Source organism: Roseateles sp. P5_D6 (genome assembly GCF_054049415.1).
Genome location: NZ_JBFUMK010000041.1, coordinates 1 through 20188, shown reverse-complemented (window position 1 = coordinate 20188; position 20188 = coordinate 1). Strand labels below are relative to the sequence as shown.

The following is a 20188-nucleotide window of genomic DNA, read 5'->3' as shown; positions in this document are numbered from 1 at the left end:
GGATAGAACCACGCGCGTCCCATCACGCCGATGTGCTGCTGCTGCGTCTGGCGGACGATGACGTTGTTCAGGTTCGTCACGTTGAGGGACACGCCGAGCGCGTCGGTGACCCTGTAGTTGACGCCGGCGTCCCACTGGCCGAAAGCCTCCTGCCATACCGGCAGGCCCCAGCCCACATCCCGGGCACCTGGGCGCGACGGGTCCGCGCTCGTCGCGTCGTCGCCGCGCGTGCCATTGGCATCCGCCGCCTGCAGGATGCGGCTGTGCCAGTTGTAGGCCAGCCGCGCCGACAGCGGACCGCGGTCATACATCAGCACGAAGTTGGCCGCGTTCTTGGCCATGTAGGGCAGCGGCAGATCAGTGAACGGCAGGCCGTTCGTGTCGCAGCCGAACAGGTGCAGCGTGCCATTCGTCGTCGCTCTGCCTGCATCGCAGTAGGGGTTGTAGATCTGCTTGTACAGGCTTTGCTTGGCATCGATGTAGGTGTAGTTGACCGACACGCCGATGCCCTTGGCCCACTCCGGCAGCACGCCTTCCAGGAACGCGAGCTTGTCCAGGTAGGTCATGCCCGCAACCTCCAGACCGCTGACCTTGGCTTTGCCCACGTTGTCCGGCCCGGTGATCGCGAAGAGCTGCGGAGTGCCGGTGTTGGTGTTGTAGGCACGGCTGTAGACGCTGTTCATGATGACGTCCTTGACATCCTTATGGAACACCGTGCCCGTGATGGACTGGCCGTCGCGCGGGTACCACTCCAGCGCCAGGTCGTAGCTGTTGGCCGTGATCGGCTTGAGCTTGACGTTGCCGGTGTTCTCTCCGGTGTAGGTGAGCGTCCCTTTCTGCTCGTCGTAGTTCTGGAACAGCTTGATGTACTCACCCAGCTGGTTGAAGCCAGGTCGGTTCATGCTCTGGGCCATTGCCAGGCGCGCCTGCAACCTGTCGGTGAAGTTCATCTTCAGATTGAGCGACGGCAGCACCTTGAAGAACTCGTTCTGCACGTCGATCGGTTGATTGATCTGGTCGAAGTGCGGCAGGTGCGGCGGCGTATTCGAGTCGTATTTGCGATCGAAAACTGTGTAGCCGTGCGAGACGTCGTGGGTCAGCACGGCGCGCACGCCGACATTGCCTTCGATCGGGAACTTCAAATCGTCGAAGCCAAAGCGCAGCGTGGCGTAGACGGCATCGGTCTGTTCGCTGTGCGTGCTGGTTTTGGACGGGTCGTTGTCGTAAACCAGCTCCTTGAAGTTCTGATAGTCCTTCTTCAAGTCGCATTCCACGCCTGGGTACTGCGCCTTGGCGTCCAGGCATTGCTGGTAGCGGTAGTCGTTGAGCAACTTGCCGTATGTGTTCGGATAGTCGCGCACGGCACTGACCGTCGGCATGACGATGTTCGGCAGCGAGCCCGCCTTGCCCCCGTAGAAGCTGCCGAAGTTGAACACTTCGACCGGGACGGTTTGGTACTTCGCATCTTTCAGGTACGCGAAGCTTGGGCGCCGGCCCCCCTGGCCGTTGTCTGGGGGATATTGACCGGGTACGACGTTCTGCTTGACGTCCCAGGGTTCGGCAATGGAACTCCACCCATTGCCCGTGGGTTCGTAGCGGCGCGCCACGCGGTAGGTGGCTCTCACGCCGACACGGATGTCACGCAGGATGGGGTTGTCCTCGAAACGGTATCGCGCGTCTGCCTTCCATGCGTACAAGTCGCCGTCGGCCTTGCTGGCGCTCGGCATGATCAGGTTCCAGTAATAGTGTTTCGGATCGGCCAGGAAATCCGTGGCGGCCTGGTCGAACTCGAGGCGCAACGGGCCCTTTCCTGACACGTCGATGCCCATGCTTGGCGCGAAAGTGCCCAACTGCAGGTTGCGGCCGACCGAATCGTTCTTCGCGTGAACCCACTGGACGTCGTTCTGCAGCAGCCAGTTGTCGTTGACGGCCCACTTGAAGTTCCACGCCAGTTCACCGGTCTTCGAGGTGGTCTGGTTCCAGCCGCGCGTGATCTGCAAGCCCAGGCCGCCAGCCTCGAAGTCGTTCGCCCCGGGCCCGGTCGGATAGGTGTACTTGCCCGAGAGCAGCACATTGTTGGCGTCGTACTTCGCTGTCGCGGGGTCGATCTTCGACTTGTACGCGTTCTCGATACCGGTGTAGAAGCCCTGCTCGCTGCCCGTCTCCCGTGTGCCCGACACGAAATAAGTCAGCGACGAGTCCATGCCGTCCTTCTTCCACTGCAGCGCGCCGTAGAAGCCGGCGCGTTCGTTGTCGCCGGTGTTGTTGCGGAACGAGGCCGATTTCGGCGCCCACGCCACCTTGCCCTCGATCAGGTCGGTACGGGGGTAGTAGGCGTCCAGTTGGAGGCTCTCGTTCTGGAAGCTGGTGTGGTTGTAGGACACATCCAGCAGCACGCCCACACGGCCGATGTCCGTATTCCACTGCGTGGTGTACAGCCCCGACAGGCTGGGCGAATTCTTGCCTGAGCGCTGCACGTAGTTGTTGCCCGCCGACATGTAGGCCTTGGTCACCTTGTAGTCAAAGGGCAAGGCCGTGCGCAGGTTCACCGTGCCGCTGACGCCGCCTTCGATGATTTCGCTGGAGGGGTTCTTGTAGACGTCCACGCCGGCCATCAGCTCAGGCGGGATGTCGCCCCAGCTCAGCTCGCGGCCCGGCCACCCGGCAGAGAATGACTCGCGGCCATTCAGCAGCGACGAGCCCCAGCTCAGGCCGCGCACGCTGATGCCCGAGCCTTCGACGGAGAAGTGCTCCGGGTCGCCGCGCGACTTGTTGCGGTCGATGACGACGCCGACGACGCGCTGCAGCACTTCGGTGATCGACTTGTCCGGCAGCTTGCCGGCCTCTTCGGCGACGACCGAGTCGACGATTTCCTCGGCGTTCTGCTTGATCTTCTGCGCCGACTGCAGCGCTGCGCGCTGACCGGTGACGACGACGGTTTCCAGGTTTGCCGGCTTTTCAGCCGCCGTCTGTGCCATTGCGGCGCTGCCGACGGTCAGCAGCATCATGTGGACCATGCCGCGATGGATGGCCGTGGTGCGGAACTGTTTTTTCATGGTGTCTCCGTATTCCTTCGATGAGTCGGCGGCAGCGCGCCCGTGTGGGCGGCTTCGCCTTCTCGGCATCGGATGCCGTGGCACTTGCCCGATCAACACGGGAGACCGGCCACCGGCACGCGACGCCGCGCGCGAACTGGGTTATTGGAAGTAGATGAGGCCCTTGAGGGTCAAGTCGGAGGCAGTGATGCCGTCGGTCTTGTTGTCCAAGTTGATGTCCATCAGCCAGAAGCGCGTGCGCACCACGGTGGAGGACTTCAGCAGCGTCGCAGCCGAGGCACGCGAGGCCGCAAGCTTGTCCAGGGCTGCCTTGAACGCGGCTTCGTTGACGGGGGCGCCCGTGCTGTCATACGGATTCGGCAGCTTGCGCACATCGTCGTCCAGCGAAGCCTTGGTGATGTCCGGCAGGCCGCACGACTCAGTGACCGCAAAGTTGTCCAGAGGCACGGCGTAGCTGACCATCCCCGCCTTCGGGACCCACACCAAGGTGCTCAGAGCGACGTTGCAATTGTTTTTATTGCTCTTGCCCAGATCCAGGTGCACGACGATGGGCTTCGCAGCCGCGAAGAGCTCGGCATTGACGCCCAGGGTGAAGTTGAGCGTCTTCTCGTTGGTCACCTTCAGCCCGTTGAGGGTGTCGTCATCCGTCTTGAACCCGATGGTCCAAGGCGAGAAGATGTCGATGCGATTGAAGCCGTAATTCCAGTTACCCGGGGTCCACCTGCTCTCGGGAAGGTGCAGTGAAGAAACGAGAGACAACCCGTCGTCGGAGACCTTGCTGTAGCACCAGTTCTCCACACTTGTGCCATCGTCGGCATTGGCGTTACACCGCTCCCAGCCCGCGGCCAGAGTGCTGCTCCAGGGGTTGACGGACACACGACCGCCTTGCCAGGTTCTGTAGGACTCCGTCCAGCCGACGCTGCTGCCTGGCGCAAACCCACTAGACACCAACAGCGGGTCGGCGAGCACCTGAAGCTTCTCAGAAGTGCCCGCTGCGCTGGACAGGGTCACCGCGCAGCTACCCTTGGCGGTCAGACGAAGCTCATTGCCGGCCACCGTGCAAACCGTGGGCGTGGTGCTTGCGTACGTCAGGGCGTTGCCATTGGCATCGACCGTGCCCAGCACGACTGTTTGAGTCGCGCCGCCCAACGGAACCACCGCGGGCGGCAAGGCGCCGATTTCAATGAAGGCCTGCCCCTCGGGCATGGCTGTGTATGAGTCATTTTCCGCCGCCGTCACCCCAAGCGTGCAGAACCCTTGCTGCAGGACTTTCAGCGTCGTGCCGCTGACCGTGCAAACCTCGGGCGTCTTCGTCGCCGTGTAGGTTGCCGGCATGCCAGCGTCAGTTTTGTCTGGCAGCGTGATGTTGACGGGAGCCGCTCCGCGCAGAACGATGCCCACCGGCACCAGCGGGCGTTGTGCATGCTTCAACACGACGAACACTTGGCTCGTATCGTCTGCAGCAGCCCATACGGTGCCGTCCGAGCCAACGCCGCCGGGTTGGCTCGCGATGACCAGGCAGTCTCCTGCAGCCACCAGGGTCACCTGTTTGTCCGCCACCGTGCAGGTGGTGGGCGTGCCGGTACGGAAGCTGACCGGCAACCCGGAAGTGGCTGTTGCGGACAACGCGGTCGGGCCGTTCAACAAGGTGTTGCCGCCCGGATATTTGAAGCTGATGGCCTGGAAGCGCCCCTCAGACCCTCCACCACTATCTCCGCCCCCTCCGCCCCCGCAGGCGGCCAAAAAAGCGCATGCCGCTACAGCGGTCAACTTCTTGGCGTGTGGAATCGACTTTTTCGTCACGTTCTGTCTCCTTTTCTGAAATAACTGGTAGCTGCTCAACTGCAGAACTTGCAGCGAGAGCGCTCCTTGAGCTCGGGCCCGTCTCGCCGAACCCAAGCCATTTGGTTCGGGCGTTGAACGAACTATTTCCGAGTAAAAAAGCCCCCCATCGGCGTGCTTGTTCACCGTGGTTGGGTCTCATCCACCCCAGCCGAACGGTGGCGGAGGATGTGAATTCGGGGCAGCCCTTCACATGGCCGGTCCTAGCCCTAGAACCACCGCCCGAGGTGCGAACGGCACCTCCAAGGGCACGCGGTTCGGCCATCCGGGGGCTTAGGGTGAGGTCAAACATGGGCTGAGTCCTGCTGAAAAGCGAGGTGCGTTGGACGTGGCCGGTGGCAGAGGACCCCAGCCCGTACGGGACTGGTTTTCTCTCCAAAGTCACCAAATCGCGCTTGATTCGACGCCGAATCAATCGGTAAAAATAATTGCGGCAAGTGCCGCGCGAGCATCATATTTCGATCGACCATCGAACTAATTAGGGGAAACCCATCGCCACCGCAGGGCCCGCATTCCGTTCGGGGCGCGCCATCACCCGAGCCCGACCGACCCTCCATTCGCGCCGAAGCAGAGATCACTCTCATGCGAGCGCCGCTTCGATGGAAGGCTCGGTGGGTTCGCCGATCCAGCGTCTATGGGAAGACTGCAGGTGATGGCACATCTGCGCCGCGGCAGCTTGCGGATTGCGCGATTTGAGCGCCCGCAGGATCGCCTCATGTTCGTCCAGGGCAGACTGCCAACTGTGCTTCGTTTCCACGCGCGCACTCATCTGCGCTGAAATCGGACTGTGCCGACTGTCGAACAGCGCACCGACCATTCCGACCAGCACGGAATTCCCGCCCTGTTCGGCGATGCTGAGATGAAATCGTCGGTCAGCCTCAACTGGCCTATATCCTCTGGCGAGCCCATCCCGCATCGCCTCCAGAGCCTCCTCGACACGATGCAGCCCTAACGTACTGACGCGAGCGGCGGCGAGCGTGGCCACAGCGCTCTCCAGTACAACTCGCGCTTGAAGCAGTTCCTCCGGGCTGTCCCCCAAGCTCAGCGCAGCAGTGTCGCTGCGACGGCCAGACGGGCAGACGTAGATGCCCGATCCGCCGCGAATCTCGATGCGCCCGTCTATCTCCAGCGCGATCAACGCTTCACGGAGGGAGGGCCGCGACACACCGAGTAGCGAGGCCAGATCGCGTTCACCGGGAAGCCGTGCGCCTTCCACCAGGCCCTCGGCTTCTATCAGCGCCCTGATCCGATCGGCGATCTGCTCGTACAAGCGACGGGTCTCGACGCCTCGATGATGAAATGACATGGCCTCCCTGAACTCCTATTTCTGAAATAACTGGCAGCTGCTCAAACCGCGGAACCTGCAGCGACACCACTCCGTCGAGTTCTCGGCGTGCCTGGTTACCGTGGTTGAGTCCCATCCAGTCCAGCCCATGGGTGGCGGGGAATGGAATTCGGGGCGGCCCTCCACGTCGCCGCTCCTAGCCCCAGAACTAGCGCCTGAGGCGCGCACGACGCCTCCAAGGGCATGCGGGATGGCCAGCCGGGCACTGAGGGTGAGGTCAAACATGGGCTGGTCCGACTGACAAAAGGGGGCGTTGGACGCGGCTGGCGGTGGGAACCGGCGCTGTACGCTGCTGGTTCCGCTCTAAAACCATCTCATTGGGCTTGATTCGGCGCCGAATCAATCGGCAAAAATAATTTCGGCAATGCCGCGCAGCCATCATAGTTCGATCGGCCGTCAAACTAATTAGGGGAAACCCATCGGCGCCGCGGGGTCCACGTGTCGGCGTACACGGCTATCGCTGCATAGCGGTTGTTGGCGGCAGTTAAGCCCGCGCCTGGTGCCTGGTCGGCAACACCTACGTCGGCAGTTCTATCAGCCGCCAGTCAATACGAGGAGTGAGCGCGCTGAGAAAAGGAAAGGGCGCTTGCCGCCCCCTTCGTCTACCGTGTCTCAGACATTAATGGCGCAGAACACACGTCAACAGCACCGACGCGCCTACTCGACAGTCACACTTTTTGCCAGGTTACGTGGCTTGTCGACGTCCGTTCCCCGCGCGCAGGCCGTGTGATATGCCAGCAGCTGCAGCGGCACGACGTGCAGGATGGGGCTGAGTTCGCCGTAATGCTCGGGCATGCGGATGACGTGCAGGCCGGCCTCGCTTTCGATGGCGGTGTCGCCGTCGGCGAAGACATAAAGCTGGCCGCCGCGGGCGCGGACTTCCTGCATATTGCTCTTGAGCTTTTCCAGCAGCGCGTCGTTGGGCGCCACCGTCACCACCGGCATCTCGGCCGTCACCAGGGCCAGCGGGCCGTGCTTCAGTTCACCGGCCGGGTAGGCCTCGGCGTGGATGTAGCTGATTTCCTTGAGCTTGAGCGCACCCTCCAGCGCGATCGGGTAGTGCAGGCCGCGGCCGAGGAACAGCGCGTTCTCCTTGCGCGCGAATTCCTCGCTCCAGGCGATGACCTGCGGCTCCAGGGCCAGCACGGCCTGCACGGCGACGGGCAGGTGGCGCAGATCCTTCAGGTGCTCGGCCTCGTCGGCCTCGCTGAGGTGGCCCCGCGTCTGCGCCAGGGCCAGCGTCAGCAGGAAGAGGCCGACAAGCTGGGTCGTGAAGGCTTTGGTGGAGGCCACGCCGATCTCGGCGCCGGCACGGGTGATGTAGGCCAGCTCGCATTCGCGCACCATGGCGCTCGTGGACACATTGCAGATGGTCAGCGTGTGCTTCATGCCCAAGGAACGGGCGTGCTTCAGTGCGGCGATGGTGTCGGCCGTCTCGCCGCTCTGGCTGATGGTGACGACCAGGGTGCGCGGGTTGGGCACGCTGCTGCGGTAGCGGTACTCGCTGGCGATCTCGACGCTGGTCGGGATCTTGGCGATGCTCTCCAGCCAGTACTTGGCCGTGGAACCCGAGTAGTAGCTGGTGCCACAGGCCAGGATGAGGACGTTGTCGACCTCCTTGAAGATGCCATAGGCGCCATCGCCGAAGAGCTCCGGGCTGATGCCGGTCACCGCGTCCAGCGTGTTGGCGATGGCCATGGGCTGCTCGAAGATTTCCTTCTGCATGTAGTGGCGATACGGCCCCAACTCGGCAGCGCCGCTGTGGGCGTGCACGGTCTTGACCTCCCGCTCCACTGACTGATAGCGGCCCGTTGTCTTGTCCAGGCGGCTGAGCCAGTAGCGGCCGAGTTGCAGGTCAACGACGTCACCCTCTTCCAGGTAGACGATCTGGTCGGTCACACCGGCCAGGGCCATCGCGTCGGAAGCAACGAAGTTCTCGCTTTCGCCCACGCCGAGTACCAGCGGCGAGCCTTCACGGGCGGCCACGACGCGGTGCGGCTCGTCGCGGCAGAACACGGCCACGGCATAGGCACCCTTCAGCCGCGGCAGGGCCTGCTGCACGGCGTCGAGCAGGTCGCCGCTGTAGAGGTGGTCGATCAGGTGGGCGATGACCTCGGTGTCGGTCTGGCTCGTGAATTGATAGCCGCGCGACTTCAGCTCGGCGCGCAACTCGTCGTGGTTCTCGATGATGCCGTTGTGGACCAGCGCGATGCGGCCTGTGCTCTCGACGCCCGCATTGGGGCCGGGCGAAAAGTGCGGGTGGGCGTTGTGCACGGCCGGTGCGCCATGCGTGGCCCAGCGCGTGTGGGCGATGCCGGTGCCAGCGGAGATACCGTCCTGGTCGGCCACGGCCTGAAGTTCGGCCACGCGGGACGTGCTGCGGGCGCGCTTCAGGCCGCCGTCCTGGTGCACGGCCACACCGCACGAGTCATAGCCGCGGTACTCGAGGCGCTTGAGGCCTTCAACGAGGATGGGAACGATGTTGCGCTGACTGACCGCGCCGACGATGCCGCACATGGAGGTCTCCGTTGGGGAATGCGTGCATCGTAGGGAGACCGCCGTGGCGAATGGGTGCGAAATTTCTCAAAAAATGAAGGAAAATTTCCCGATCCACCCACTGAGAAATATTCGTTCAAATATTCAACATTAATGACTGATTTAGACGCAATCGACCTGCGTCTGCTGGAGGCCCTGCAGACGGATTCATCGCTGAGCAACCAGGACTTGGCCGCGCGCGTCGCCGTGTCGCCTGCCACTTGCTTGCGGCGCGTCAAGCGCCTGGTCGAGGCCGGCATCGTCGAACGCCAGGTGGCCCTGCTGTCGCCTGACAAGCTCGGGGCCGGGCTGTCGGCCATCGTGGAGATCACGCTGGACCGCCAGGGCGCCGAGCACCTGGATGCCTTCGAGGCGCGGGCGGTGCAGGAGGCGGCCGTGCAACAGTGCTGGCGGGTGTCGCCCGGGCCGGACTTCGTGCTCGTCGTGCAGCTGGCCGATATGCCGGCCTACCAGGCGTTCACCCAACGGCTGCTGACCCAAGATGCCAATGTGCGCAACATCAAGGCCTTCTTCAGCGTGAAGCGGGCCAAGTTCGAGACGCGAATCGGACTGCCATCCCCCTAACTTCATATGACCCCCCGCGAGCCCGGGGGCAAACCACGCTCCCGGGCCGACAGAATCCTGGATCGCCCCCCAGACCGGAGCCTTCCATGCTTTCCCGCAAGTCTTTCCGCCCCGCCGCGTTCGCGCTGGCCTTGAGCCTCGCCGGCCTGGCCCCGAGCGCCCAGGCCCTCAACATCGTGCTGAACGACGTTGGCACGACCAAGATGTCTGCCGAGCAACTGGGCGCCTTCCAGACCGCGGCCAACTATTGGTCGGGCAAGCTCACCGACAACGTGACCGTCTACGTCAACATCGCCTTCAGCGACCTGGCCCCCAACGTCCTGGGGTCGACCGGCTCGTCTCGGGCGGTCCTTGACTACGGCTCGCTGCGCAGTGGCCTCGCGACCGATGCCAAGTCGGTGACCGATGCCCTCGCCGTCGCCAGCCTGCCGGCCGGTTCCAGCCTCAGCTTCTTGGCCACCCAGGGCGACCTGACGACCCGCCTCGACAACGACGGCTCGACAAACAACAAGCAGTTCGTCGTCAACACGGCCAACCTCAAGGCCCTGGGCCTGGATCCTGGCACCAACGCCAGCAATCCTGATGCACGCATTGAATTCGCCAATGGCTTCGCCAGCAGCTTCGCCTTCACCCGCGCCAACGGCGGTGTGCCATCCAACAAGGTCGACTTCATCACCGTGGCCGAGCATGAAATTGGCCACGCCCTCGGTTTCGCATCGGGCGTCGATTCCATCGACTTCTGCGTGGGCCATACCGCCCAATGCGGACTGTCCGGGGCACCCAACGAGTTCGAGGTGTCCCCCTGGTACACGCCCCTGGACATGTTCCGCTACTCCGCCGCCGGCCAGCGCGACGTGACGCTGGGCGGCTCGCCCTATTTCTCGGTGAATGGCGGCCTGTCGTCCGTCCAGCCTTTCTCGACCGGTCTCGAACATGGCAACGGTCAGCAGGCCAGCCATTTCGGCACCAGCGTCGTCACGCTGATGCGTCCCTTCGTCGGCAATGGCCAGTCGTATGACGCCACGGTCAGCGACTTGATGGCCTTCGACGCCATCGGCTGGGACCTTGCCGCTGCAGTGCCGGAGCCGAGCCAGTACGCCCTGCTGCTCGCCGGCCTGGCCCTCATCGGCATGGCGCGCCGCCGCAAGCGCGACTGAACCTGCGCGCTCAATGCAAAGCGGCCTCGCGAGGCCGCTTTTTCTTTGCCCGAGCTCAGCGCTTCAGCAGCCCCAGGCCCTTCAGATAGTCCCCTTCCGGGAAACACACCGTCTGCGGGTGGTCGGCCGCGGCCGACAGGCGTTCGATGATGTAGCCGTCCACGCCCGCGTCCAGCCCAGCGCCGGCCACGATCTTGTGGAAGAGGTCGGGCGAGATGCCGCCCGAGCAGGAGAAGGTGTAGAGCAGGCCGCCTTCACTCAACAGCATGAAGGCCAGGCGGTTGATGTCCTTGTAGGCGCGCGCGGCACGCTCGGCGTGGGCAACCGTGGGCGCGAACTTCGGCGGGTCGAGCACGATGGCGTCGAAGCGCCGGCCTTCGGCCAGGCAGCGCCGCAGCGTGGCGTTGACGTCGGCATCCCAGGCCTGGTGGCGGCTCGCGTCGAAGCCGTTCAGCTCGACATGGGCTTTGGCGCGTTCCAGCGCCGGGCCGGAGGAGTCGACGCTGACCACCTCGCTTGCCCCACCGGCCAGCGCCGCGACCGAAAAGCCGCCCGTGTAGCTGAAGCAGTTCAGCACGCTCTTGCAGCCGTATTGCTTCACCGCGTCGGCAAAGCGGCGGCGACTGTCGCGCTGGTCGAGGTAGTAGCCAGTCTTGTGGCCTTCGGCCACATCCAGCGTCAGCCGCCAGTCGTGCTCACGGATGGTCAGCGCCGTTTCGCCATCGCCACGCAGCCACCCGGTCTGCACCGGCAGGCCCTCCCACTCGCGGGCCTGGGCGTCGGAGCGCTCATACAGGCGTGTCAGGCCGGTCGCTGCCAGCAGCGCGTCGGCAATGACGGCCTTCCAGCGCTCGACGCCGGTGCTGCCGAACTGGGCCACCAGCGTGTCGCCATAGCGGTCCACGACCAGGCCCGGCAGGCCATCGGCCTCGCCATGCACCAGGCGCCAGGCGTCCGACGCGATGGCCAGCCGCGCGCGCATTGCCACGGCCTGCTCGATGCGCCGCTTGAAGAAGGCCGCATCGATGCGCTCGGCCTCGTCGAAGCTCCAGGCGCGCAGGCGGATCTGCGACTGCGGGCTGAAGGCCGCCCAGCACAGGAAGGCACCGTCGGCCGACTCGACGCGCACGGTCTCGCCGGCGTCGGCGCCGCCGCGAGCAATGGAACTTTCGAACACCCAGGGGTGGCGCTTCAGCAGCGAGCGCTCCTTGCCGGCGCGCAGGGTGATCTTTTTCATCGCCGGGCCGTCCCAAGATGAAAAGCGCCCCCTCGGGGGGCAGCGGCCACACGACGTGTGGGCGCGTGGGGGCAACTGTTCATCGCTGCAACGTCCCGAAGGCGTAGTTCAGGCCGACGTGGACCACGGGCGTGGACTGGCTGCTGCCGCGCATGGTGCGGAACTCGCCCAGGCCGGTGCGCAGCCGCAGCCGTTCGCCGATCCGCCATTGCGCCCACAGCTCGGCTTGCGTCACGGCGCCGCCGCCCACCCGCACGCCGCCGCCGCCGGCTGCGCCGACCAGCCATTCCGCGCCGACACGCAACCCGCACCACAGCGGGTCGCTTTGCAAGCCCAGGCCGACGAGCCCGAAGGAATAGGCTCCGGCGCTGCCCGCTGCCGCGCTGCCCGCCAACGCCGATCCATAGACATACGGCGTGAACTCGCGCGACATGTTGACGGCCAGATGGCTGACCGCCTCGCGTCGGCCGTCCTTGAAGCGCACACGCGGCAGATGCAGCACGCTGGCGCCGAGTTGCTGCACGCGCACGATGCCGTTGCTCGTGTCGTCGCCAAATGCGACCGGAGACCGGTCCAGCGGCATCGCCAGCACCGCACGCACGTATGGCGCGCTGTAGGAACCGCTGGACGCATAGGTGAAACCGGCATCCAGGCGCACGCTGGGGCCCCAGGGCGTGAGCCAGCGCAGCGTCGGCCCGGCGCGCAGCAGCAGTCCACTGCCGGTGTCCAGCGTGCCGCCGCCACCCAGGCCCGCGCCGAGCTGGCCGCCCACGCGCAGCCGCGGTGTGCCGAACAGGGCCCAGTCCTGGCCGATGTTGCCCAGCACTTCCATATAGCCGTCGGCGCCGCCCTGGGCTGCGCCGGCGGCCTCGATACCCCACCAGCTGCCGTCGACGATGTATTGCCTCAGCTCCCCGCCGGCTTTGCCGATGCGGCGCGTCAGCGGGTTGCCGCTGCGGTCACGGCTGGCGGAGCGAGGCTTTTCGAAGCCGCCCGTCAAGGCAATCTCGTCGAAGCCCAGGCCCGTGCGTTGCGTCGCGCGCCCCGGGCGGCCGGCATCGTCCGGCGAAAAGCTGGGGAAGCCCAGCGATCGACCGAGGGAAAAGCTCAGGCCCACGCCGCTTTTCACATTGCCGCTCGGGAAGCGGATCTGCGAGATGCCGACGCCCGTGTACCAGGCGCCCACCTCGGTGCGCAGCGACAGCTCGGGCCTGAGCATAAGGCCGCCGCCGAAGCGCAGCTGCTGATTGGACAGGCCGCCGCCAGCGCCCACGTAGAGGCTGGCGGCCAGATGCGTGTCGCCGGAGAGCCGCCAGCGCCGCTGGCCCGTGAAGCCGACGGTGAAGATGCCGCCGTAGTTGCCCTTGGCCGCGCCGTAGACGCCGGGGCCGAAGCCCCAATCCTCGTCCAAGGCCATCATGTAGCTGATCGACGCGAAGGCCGTGCGGCCGCCGTCGGGCATCTTCATCTTGGTCCAATTACCCTCGACCGCGGCCGGGCGCACCGTTTGCACGCGTGCGAACGGCGCGTCGTCGGGAAGGGCCCAGGTCGTGGCCGGCAACAGGGCCGCCAACGCGGCCAAAGCCGTGATTTGGAATCTCATTTCTTGGCTCGGGGGTGCGCAGCGTCGTAGATGCGCGCCAGGTGTTGGTGGTCCAGCTGCGTGTACACCTGGGTCGTCGTGATGTGGGCGTGGCCCAGCAGCTCCTGCACCGCGCGCAGGTCACCACTGGACTGCAGCAGGTGGGACGCGAAGCTGTGCCGAAGCATGTGCGGGTGGACATGGGCCGGGCTGCCGGCCGCGACGGCGCGAGCGCTGAGCATGGCGCGCAGCGTTGAGCCGGCGATGCGGTGGCCGCGAGAGCCGACGAAGAGCGCCGCCTCGCCAGCCGCCACGACCTGGGGCCGCACCGCCAGCCAGGTGCGCAGTGCCTCGGCCGCTGCACGGCCCAGCGGCGTGCTGCGGCGCTTGCCGCCCTTGCCCAGCACATGCACTTCATTGGCTTGCAGGTCGACCCAGCCAGCGGCCTGGCCGCTGGCCTGGGCATCCAGCCCTGTCAGCTCGGACGCCCGCAGGCCGGCGCCGTAGAGCAGTTCCACCATGGCACGGTCGCGGGCCTCCAGCACCGGGTCGGCCGCCACCTCGGGCGCGTAGGCGGCGAGCTGCACCGCGTCGTCTACACCCAGCGCCTTGGGTAGAGGCTTGGGCGCCTTGGGCGCGCGCAGGCCGTCGAAGGGATTGAGCGTGACGCGGCCCTGCAGGCCCAGCCAGCGGTAGGCGCTGCGCCAGACCGACAGCAGCAGCGCGATGGACTTCGGCGCCAGGCCTTCACGATGCAACAGGGCCGCGAGACGGCGCGCCTGGGCGATGTTGAGCTGGCGGGCGTCGATCGGGATTGAAGCCAGCATGGCCTGCAGGCGCTCAAGGCCATCGGTGTAGATACGCAGCGTGCGCGGACTCAGGCGCTGCTGCACGCGGGCGTGCTGCAAGAACTCCGTGAAGTCCTGCGCCAACTCCATCATGCAGCGAGCAAGCCCGCCAGCCCAGCGCTGGCGATCTCGCCGACGCGGGTCAGGAAGTCGGTGCCCATCTCGGCCGTGTAGCGCGTCGGATCGGGCGAGCCCAGCACCAGCAGGCCGAAGGGCTTGTCCTCGTTGGCGCTGGGCTGGTGCAGCGGGATCAGGGCCAGCGAGGTCGCCGTGCCGCCGCTCTCGCTGAGGCCCAGCCAGCGTGCCGCCTCGAAGCCGGAGTTCACGCCGCAATAGGGCTGGCTCAGGCTGGAGGCGAAGCTGCGCACGTCGGGGCTGACCGAGGCGGCGAACTCCGAGGCCTCATGCTCGGGAGCGACGCCCCACAAGCGCAGGCCGGCTTGCGGGATCATGAACTGGTGGCGCAGCTCGGCCAGCAGCACATGGGGCAGCTCCGGCGTGCCCACCGCGCGCATGACGGCCAGCGTCCAGCGGTGCAGGCGGTCGGCGATGGTGACGTTGTCCTGGCCGTTGCGGATCATGTCGATGATGCGCATTTCCAGGCCCTTGATCTTGTCGCGCAGCATCTCGGCCTGGCGCTCCTGCAGCGACACGGCGCGTGCGCCATGCGGGTGCTGCAGCTGCACGCTGGCGAGCATCGCCGCGTGGCGTTCGAAGAAACCGGGAGTGGACGCCAGGTAGTTGGCGATGTCGGTTTCGGTGATGCCTTGCACCGCGTCAGCGGCCGGGTTGGAACTCACAGCGTGATCTCTCCGTCAAAAACTTTCACTGCGGGGCCGGTCATCAGCACCGGGTTCTGTCCACCCGCCCATTCGATGCGCAGCAGGCCGCCGCGCGTCTGCACTTCCACGGCCTCGTCCAGCCAGCCGGCGCGGATGCCGGCGACGACGGCCGCGCAGGCGCCCGTGCCACAGGCCAGCGTCTCGCCAGCGTCGCGCTCGAAAACGCGCAGCTTGATGCGGTCGCGGCTCAGGATCTGCATGAAGCCGGCGTTGACGCGTTTGGCAAAGCGCGCATGGTGTTCGATCAGCGGGCCCTGGGTCAGCACCGGCGCCGTCTCGACATCGTCAACGCGCTGCACCGCATGCGGGTTGCCCATCGACAGCACGGCCAGTTCCACGCCCTCGACGGGCCAGAGCTCGAAGCCGTTCACGAGATGGGGCTTGAGCCCGCTCGCATCGAATGGCAGGGCGGCGTGCTCGAACACCGGCGCGCCCATGTCCACCGTGACACGGCCATCGTCCTGCAGCTTCAGCAGCAGGCGGCGGTTCATCGTGTCGACGCGGATCTCACGCTTGTCCGTCAGCCCGACATCGACGACGTAGCGCACGAAGCAGCGCGAGCCGTTGCCGCAATGCTCGACCTCGTTGCCGGTGTTGTTGAAGATGCGGTAGCGGAAGTCCGCGCCGGCGTCCTGGCTGGGTTCGATGACGAGGATCTGGTCGCAGCCGACGCCAAAGCGCCGGTCGCCGAGCAGGCGCATCTGCTCGGGGGTCAGCGCGAAGGGCTGCTTCGTTGCGTCGATGACGACGAAGTCATTGCCCGCGCCGTGCATCTTGGTGAAGCGCAATCTCATGAGGGGATTATCGCAAGGCCTTCTCTATGGCAGCTCCAAGCTCCGCCTCGCCCCCTTCCCCCTCGTGGCGATAGACGACACGGCCCTTGGCATCGATGAGCCAGGCGGCCGGCCAGTAGCGGTTCTCAAAGGCCTTCCAGACGCGGTAATCGTTGTCCTGCACCACCGGGTAATGCAGGCCCAGCCGCCGCACCGCCGCCTGCACGCTGTCCAGCGGCCGCTCATGGGCGAACTCGGGCGTGTGCACACCGATGACGACCAGGCCGCGCGCCGCATAGCGCTGGTGCAGGCGTTCGATGACCGGCACGCTGCGCAAGCAGTTCACACAGTCCCAGGTCCAGAAGTCGACGAGCACGGGCTTGCCGCGCAGGGCCTGCAGTGTCAGCGGCGGGCTGTTGATCCAGGCGCCCGTGGTGGCGATCTCGGGCGCGGGCTTGCCAATCACCTGGCCCTGTGCCGACTCGGCCGGCCCGGCCAGAGCCGCGACCCAGGTGGAGCTGACATTGGCGAGGCTGGCCCCCGCCATCAGCATGACGAGCAGGCCCAACCCCCGGCGCAACCGGCCCGACCAGGCGCGCAGGCCCTGCGCGATGCGCTGGCCGCCATAGGCCACGGCCAGCATCGGCCCGCCGGCGCCGACGGCGTAGGCAATGAGCAGGGCCGCCGCCTGCTGCGAATCACCGGCGCTGGCGACCAAGGCCAGGATGCTGGCCAGGGCCGGGCCAGCGCAGGGCGTCCACAGCGCGCCCAGGCTGGCGCCGAGTGCCAGGGCGCCAAGCCGCCCGCCACCATGACCGAAGCGCTGGGCCCAGTCGGCCACACGGCCCAGCGGGCGCGACAACCGCTCCCAACCCGCCGGCCAGACCAGCAGCAGGCCGAAACCCAGCAGCAGCACGGCCGCGATATCGCGCAAGGCACCGGCCGACAGGCCCAGCACGCTGGCCGAGGCGCCAAAGGCCAGGGCCAGTGCGCTGAAGGACGCGACAAAGCCCAGCACGACCAGCAGCGGCCGCCACCGGTCGGCAGGCCCCAGGCTGCTGCCGAGCAGCGCCGGCAACAGCGGCAGCACACAGGGGCTGGCCACGGTCGCCAGGCCGGCACCGAACGCAGCCGCCACGGGCAGCACGGCGCTCATTGCGACGCTCCCGGCACACGCTGCCAGGCCTGGGTCCTGCCGAACAACGGCAGGCCGACATAGGCGCGCAGCTTCAGCTCGCCGGTCGGGCCCAGCGACATCAGGCAGTCGTAGGTCTTGCCGTTCTCGCGGTTGAAGATGCGGCCGCGCCATTCGGTGACGGCGCTGCGGCCATCGGGTTGGGTCTCGCGCTCGGAGGGCAGAAAGTCGCTGAGGATGTCCATGCCCTCCTGGGCCGGCTGGGCATCGGCCGCCATCGCCTCGCCGGGCCGGCTCATCGACTGGTTGGCGATGACGCGCGCCACCTTGCCGCACAGGGCCGCGCCGCAGGGCGCGACGCGCACTTCCAGGTTGCCGCTGGCCGTCAGCCACAGGCCACGCGGGTCGGCATCGGCACGGGCCGCACCGGCCGCGAGCAGGAGGATCAGCAGAAGGTTTCGCATGAGCACCTCGTCAGTAGTGAAGGAGGTGCCATTGCAGACGGCAGCGGTATCACCGCGATGTCGATGTGTCGCCGGTGGACACGCGCCGGCCGCGCAGACAAAGAGCGATACAAAACAGCGGGTCCCGTCCGCTATCGTGGCCGCCATGGACCCGCGCCCCGACCATCTGCTGCTCGTCGACGACGACCGCCAGCTGCTCACGCTGCTGGCCGACTACCTGCGCGCCGCGGGCTATCGCGTCAGCACGGCGACGCAGGGCCGGGAGATGCGCGCCGTGTTGGCCGCCGAGCCAATCGACCTCGTCGTGCTCGACCTGATGCTGCCCGGCGAGGACGGCCTGTCGCTGTGCCGCGACCTCCGCGCACGCGAGGTCGAGCCCCTGCCCGTCCTGATGCTGACGGCGCGCGGCGACGAGGCCGACCGCGTGCTCGGCCTGGAGATGGGCGCCGACGACTATCTCGCCAAGCCCTTTGCGACGCGCGAATTGCTGGCCCGCATCCGCGCCGTGCTGCGCCGCACCCGCCAGCTGCCACCGCGCACAAGCCCGCAGCGCCAGGCCAGGCGTCTGGCCTTCAACGACTGGGTGCTGGACACGGCGGCCCGCCATCTGCTGGACGGCGCCGGCACCCTGGTGCCGCTGACCGGCGGCGAGTACCGCCTGCTGCGCACGTTGCTGGACCACCCCCAGCGCATCCTCAGCCGCGACCAGCTGCTCAACCTCACGCAGGGGCGTGACGCCGACCCCTTTGATCGCTCCATCGACCTGCTCGTCAGCCGCCTGCGCCGCCGCCTGCGTGACGATGCCAAGGAGGCCCGGCTGTTGAAGACGGTGCGCAATGAGGGCTATGTGTTCTGCGCGGATGTCGAGGCCGTGGAATGAGTTTGGCCAGCCGCATCGCCGGCCTGCTGATCGCCGGCCTGCTGCTGGCTTATGGCCTGGCCAGCCTGGCCTGGCTGGCCGAGCGCGGCGAGGTGATGGGCCGCATGCTCAACGCCTACCTCGGCCGCGATGTGGCCACGGCCGTCGCCGTGCTGGACCGCTTGCCCGAGGCCGAGCGTGCCGCCTGGTTGCCGAGACTGGCGCGGCCCAACTACCGCTACGAACTCGGCGCGCCGCAGGACGCTCTGGCAGCTGACGAGCTGGCACTGTCTCTCACGCAAACGCTGGCCAGGGAGCTGGGTTCGGCGCGAATCGGCACGGCGGGTGCAAGGCCAGATGGCGAGCTGGTGTTCGCGCTGAAGCTGGCTGACGGCAGCGCACTGACCCTGCGCGCCCAGCCGCCACGGCTGAAGCTGTCCGGCGCAACGCTGGCCCTGCTGGTCGCGCAGATCGCCGTGCTGGCGCTGTGCGGCGCGGCGGCTGTCAGGCTGGCGACGCGGCCGCTGCGCCGCCTGGCCGATGCCGCCGATGACCTCGGCGCCGATCTCGCCGCCCAGCCGCTGCCCGAAGAAGGCCCGCGCGAGGTGGCCTCCGCAGCGCGCGCCTTCAATGCCATGCAGGCCCGCATCGCCGGGCACCTGCGCGAGCGCTCCGAAATCCTCGCCGCCGTCACGCATGACCTGCAGACCCCGCTGACGCGCATGCGCCTGCGCAGCGAACTGCTGGCCGAGACCGACACGCGCGACAAGCTGCTCGCCGACATCGACGAGATGCGCGGCCTCGTTGCCGAAGGCCTGCACTACGCGGCCAGCGCGCATGCCGCTGAGGAGGCACCGCAGCCGATCGACTTGATCGCGCTGCTGGACGGCCTGGTCTGCGACGGCCAGGACGCGGGCCAGCAAGTCAGCCTGGAAGCGCCCTCCTCCCTGGCACCGTTCACGACGCGGCCGCGTGCGCTGCGCCGCGTCGTCGGCAACCTCATCGACAACGCGGTCAAGTTCGCCGGCGCGGCGGAGGTGGTCGTCACGCCGGCCAACGGCGTGCTGCACATCGCCGTGCTGGACCGCGGCCCGGGCATCCCGGCCGATCAGCGCCAGGCCGCGCTGGAGCCCTTTGTGCGCCTGGAGGCCTCGCGCAACCGCGCCAGCGGCGGCACCGGCCTGGGCCTGGCGATTGCGCAGCGCCTCGCGCAGGCGCTGGGCGCGACGCTGGAACTGCTGCCGCGCGAGGGTGGTGGCCTGGAGGCGCGGCTGAGCCTGCCGGTTAAGGAGGGCTGACCCTGCATCTTGAGGAAGCGCGCGACCGCCAAATCGGCGCAAGCTTGGCGCCATGCCACTGCCCGAGCCGCCGCTGCTGGAGCGCGATGCCGCGCTGGCCGGCCTGCGCGCCGACCTGGCCGCCTTGGCCGACCCGACACAAGGCCAGGGCCGCTGCGTGCTGCTCGAAGGCGATGCCGGCATGGGCAAGACGCGGCTGCTGCGCGCCGCGGAACGCGCCGGCGGCAGCGCCATCGACTGGGCCTGGGGCGCCTGCGAGCCGCTGATCACGCCGCTGCCGCTGGGGCCGCTGCTGGACATGCTGCCGCGACTACCCGGTGAGATCGCGGCGCTGCTGCGGCGCAGCGCACCGGCCGCCGAGTTGTTTGCCGCCCTGCTGGAGGTGGCGCGCCTGACGCGCCGGCCGCGGGTTTGGGTGTTCGAGGACCTGCACTGGGCCGACGGCGCCACGCTGGACCTGCTGCGCTTCCTGGCCCGGCGCATCGCCGGCACCCGGGTGCTGTTGTGCCTGAGCTGGCGGGGCGGTGAACTGGGCCCGGCCCACCCGCTGCGCGCGGCGCTCGCGGGCCTGGCCGGCCAGGGCGCGCGCAGCGTCGGCCTGGCGCCGCTGAGCCGGGCGCCGCTGAGCCG

Annotated in this window: 16 protein-coding genes; 5 read left to right on the top strand and 11 right to left on the bottom strand. The window is 67.1% G+C overall.

The genetic code is table 11. From position 1 onward, the window contains the following. From ACXJKM_RS29685 to glmS, 4 genes are all read right to left on the bottom strand, one after another. Positions 1–3056, bottom strand: a 3056-nt coding sequence (locus ACXJKM_RS29685) for a TonB-dependent receptor (RefSeq protein ID WP_457356626.1), incomplete at its 3' end; no start/stop codon positions are given. Positions 3057–3197: 141 nt separating this feature from the next. Then, entirely contained in the window at positions 3198–4859 is a 1662-nt protein-coding gene (locus tag ACXJKM_RS29680; RefSeq protein ID WP_157282203.1) for a hypothetical protein, read from the bottom strand. A 619-nt stretch (positions 4860–5478) separates the two neighbouring features. Next, complete coding sequence (locus ACXJKM_RS29675; RefSeq protein ID WP_457356625.1) at positions 5479–6168, bottom strand: FadR/GntR family transcriptional regulator; 690 nt, start codon at positions 6166–6168, stop codon at positions 5479–5481. A 732-nt stretch (positions 6169–6900) separates the two neighbouring features. After that, complete coding sequence (glmS, locus tag ACXJKM_RS29670) at positions 6901–8760, bottom strand: glutamine--fructose-6-phosphate transaminase (isomerizing) (RefSeq protein ID WP_457356624.1); 1860 nt, start codon at positions 8758–8760, stop codon at positions 6901–6903. A gap of 132 nt (positions 8761–8892) precedes the next feature. Here glmS and ACXJKM_RS29665 point away from each other — a divergent pair, with 132 nt between their 5' ends. Next, on the top strand, positions 8893–9363 hold the full coding sequence (locus ACXJKM_RS29665; RefSeq protein WP_056205325.1) for an Lrp/AsnC family transcriptional regulator: 471 nt from the start codon (positions 8893–8895) through the stop codon (positions 9361–9363). A gap of 86 nt (positions 9364–9449) precedes the next feature. Next, positions 9450–10520, top strand: a complete 1071-nt coding sequence (locus ACXJKM_RS29660) for an NF038122 family metalloprotease (protein WP_457356623.1) — start codon at positions 9450–9452, stop codon at positions 10518–10520. A 55-nt stretch (positions 10521–10575) separates the two neighbouring features. Here ACXJKM_RS29660 and ACXJKM_RS29655 read toward each other — a convergent pair whose 3' ends face one another. From ACXJKM_RS29655 to ACXJKM_RS29625, 7 genes are all read right to left on the bottom strand, one after another. Then, positions 10576–11757 carry a class I SAM-dependent rRNA methyltransferase gene (locus ACXJKM_RS29655; protein WP_457356622.1) on the bottom strand — a complete coding sequence of 394 codons (1182 nt, stop codon included), beginning with the start codon at positions 11755–11757 and terminating at the stop codon, positions 10576–10578. 79 nt (positions 11758–11836) lie between these two features. After that, positions 11837–13360 (bottom strand): hypothetical protein, encoded by a 1524-nt coding sequence (locus ACXJKM_RS29650; RefSeq protein WP_457356621.1) that lies wholly within the window; start codon positions 13358–13360, stop codon positions 11837–11839. After that, positions 13357–14280, bottom strand: coding sequence for a tyrosine recombinase XerC (locus tag ACXJKM_RS29645; protein ID WP_457321384.1), 924 nt, complete (start codon positions 14278–14280; stop codon positions 13357–13359). Before ACXJKM_RS29645 ends, ACXJKM_RS29650 begins: the two co-directional genes overlap by 4 nt. Then, positions 14277–14987: a DUF484 family protein gene (locus ACXJKM_RS29640; protein WP_056205335.1), complete on the bottom strand. Its 711-nt coding sequence runs from the start codon at positions 14985–14987 to the stop codon at positions 14277–14279. Before ACXJKM_RS29640 ends, ACXJKM_RS29645 begins: the two co-directional genes overlap by 4 nt. Continuing rightward, positions 14984–15823 carry a diaminopimelate epimerase gene (gene dapF / locus ACXJKM_RS29635; RefSeq protein ID WP_457321386.1) on the bottom strand — a complete coding sequence of 280 codons (840 nt, stop codon included), beginning with the start codon at positions 15821–15823 and terminating at the stop codon, positions 14984–14986. The genes ACXJKM_RS29640 and dapF overlap by 4 nt, the downstream gene beginning before the upstream one ends. A 7-nt stretch (positions 15824–15830) precedes the next feature. Next, a complete protein-coding gene (locus tag ACXJKM_RS29630; RefSeq protein WP_457356620.1) occupies positions 15831–16958 on the bottom strand; it encodes a cytochrome c biogenesis protein/redoxin in 1128 nt (375 codons plus the stop codon). After that, positions 16955–17401 carry a DUF2147 domain-containing protein gene (locus tag ACXJKM_RS29625; protein ID WP_457321390.1) on the bottom strand — a complete coding sequence of 149 codons (447 nt, stop codon included), beginning with the start codon at positions 17399–17401 and terminating at the stop codon, positions 16955–16957. Before ACXJKM_RS29625 ends, ACXJKM_RS29630 begins: the two co-directional genes overlap by 4 nt. 145 nt (positions 17402–17546) lie before the next feature. On the opposite strand from ACXJKM_RS29625, the gene ACXJKM_RS29620 reads away from it, so the two are divergent. The 3 genes from ACXJKM_RS29620 to ACXJKM_RS29610 form a co-directional block, all read left to right on the top strand. Further along, complete coding sequence (locus ACXJKM_RS29620; protein WP_457321392.1) at positions 17547–18281, top strand: response regulator; 735 nt, start codon at positions 17547–17549, stop codon at positions 18279–18281. Beyond that, entirely contained in the window at positions 18278–19558 is a 1281-nt protein-coding gene (locus ACXJKM_RS29615) for a sensor histidine kinase (RefSeq protein WP_457356619.1), read from the top strand. The genes ACXJKM_RS29620 and ACXJKM_RS29615 overlap by 4 nt, the downstream gene beginning before the upstream one ends. Positions 19559–19610: 52 nt before the next feature. Continuing rightward, positions 19611–20188 (top strand): ATP-binding protein (locus ACXJKM_RS29610; RefSeq protein WP_457356618.1); only part of this gene is annotated, 578 nt, incomplete at its 3' end.

Coding starts and splice junctions, on each gene's coding strand:
- glmS (WP_457356624.1), bottom strand. CDS start 8,760: ATGTGCGGCATCGTCGGCGCGGTCAGTCAGCGCAACATCGTTCCCATC.
- ACXJKM_RS29665 (WP_056205325.1), top strand. CDS start 8,893: ATGACTGATTTAGACGCAATCGACCTGCGTCTGCTGGAGGCCCTGCAG.
- ACXJKM_RS29660 (WP_457356623.1), top strand. CDS start 9,450: ATGCTTTCCCGCAAGTCTTTCCGCCCCGCCGCGTTCGCGCTGGCCTTG.
- ACXJKM_RS29655 (WP_457356622.1), bottom strand. CDS start 11,757: ATGAAAAAGATCACCCTGCGCGCCGGCAAGGAGCGCTCGCTGCTGAAG.
- ACXJKM_RS29650 (WP_457356621.1), bottom strand. CDS start 13,360: ATGAGATTCCAAATCACGGCTTTGGCCGCGTTGGCGGCCCTGTTGCCG.
- ACXJKM_RS29645 (WP_457321384.1), bottom strand. CDS start 14,280: ATGATGGAGTTGGCGCAGGACTTCACGGAGTTCTTGCAGCACGCCCGC.
- dapF (WP_457321386.1), bottom strand. CDS start 15,823: ATGAGATTGCGCTTCACCAAGATGCACGGCGCGGGCAATGACTTCGTC.
- ACXJKM_RS29630 (WP_457356620.1), bottom strand. CDS start 16,958: ATGAGCGCCGTGCTGCCCGTGGCGGCTGCGTTCGGTGCCGGCCTGGCG.
- ACXJKM_RS29625 (WP_457321390.1), bottom strand. CDS start 17,401: ATGCGAAACCTTCTGCTGATCCTCCTGCTCGCGGCCGGTGCGGCCCGT.
- ACXJKM_RS29620 (WP_457321392.1), top strand. CDS start 17,547: ATGGACCCGCGCCCCGACCATCTGCTGCTCGTCGACGACGACCGCCAG.
- ACXJKM_RS29615 (WP_457356619.1), top strand. CDS start 18,278: ATGAGTTTGGCCAGCCGCATCGCCGGCCTGCTGATCGCCGGCCTGCTG.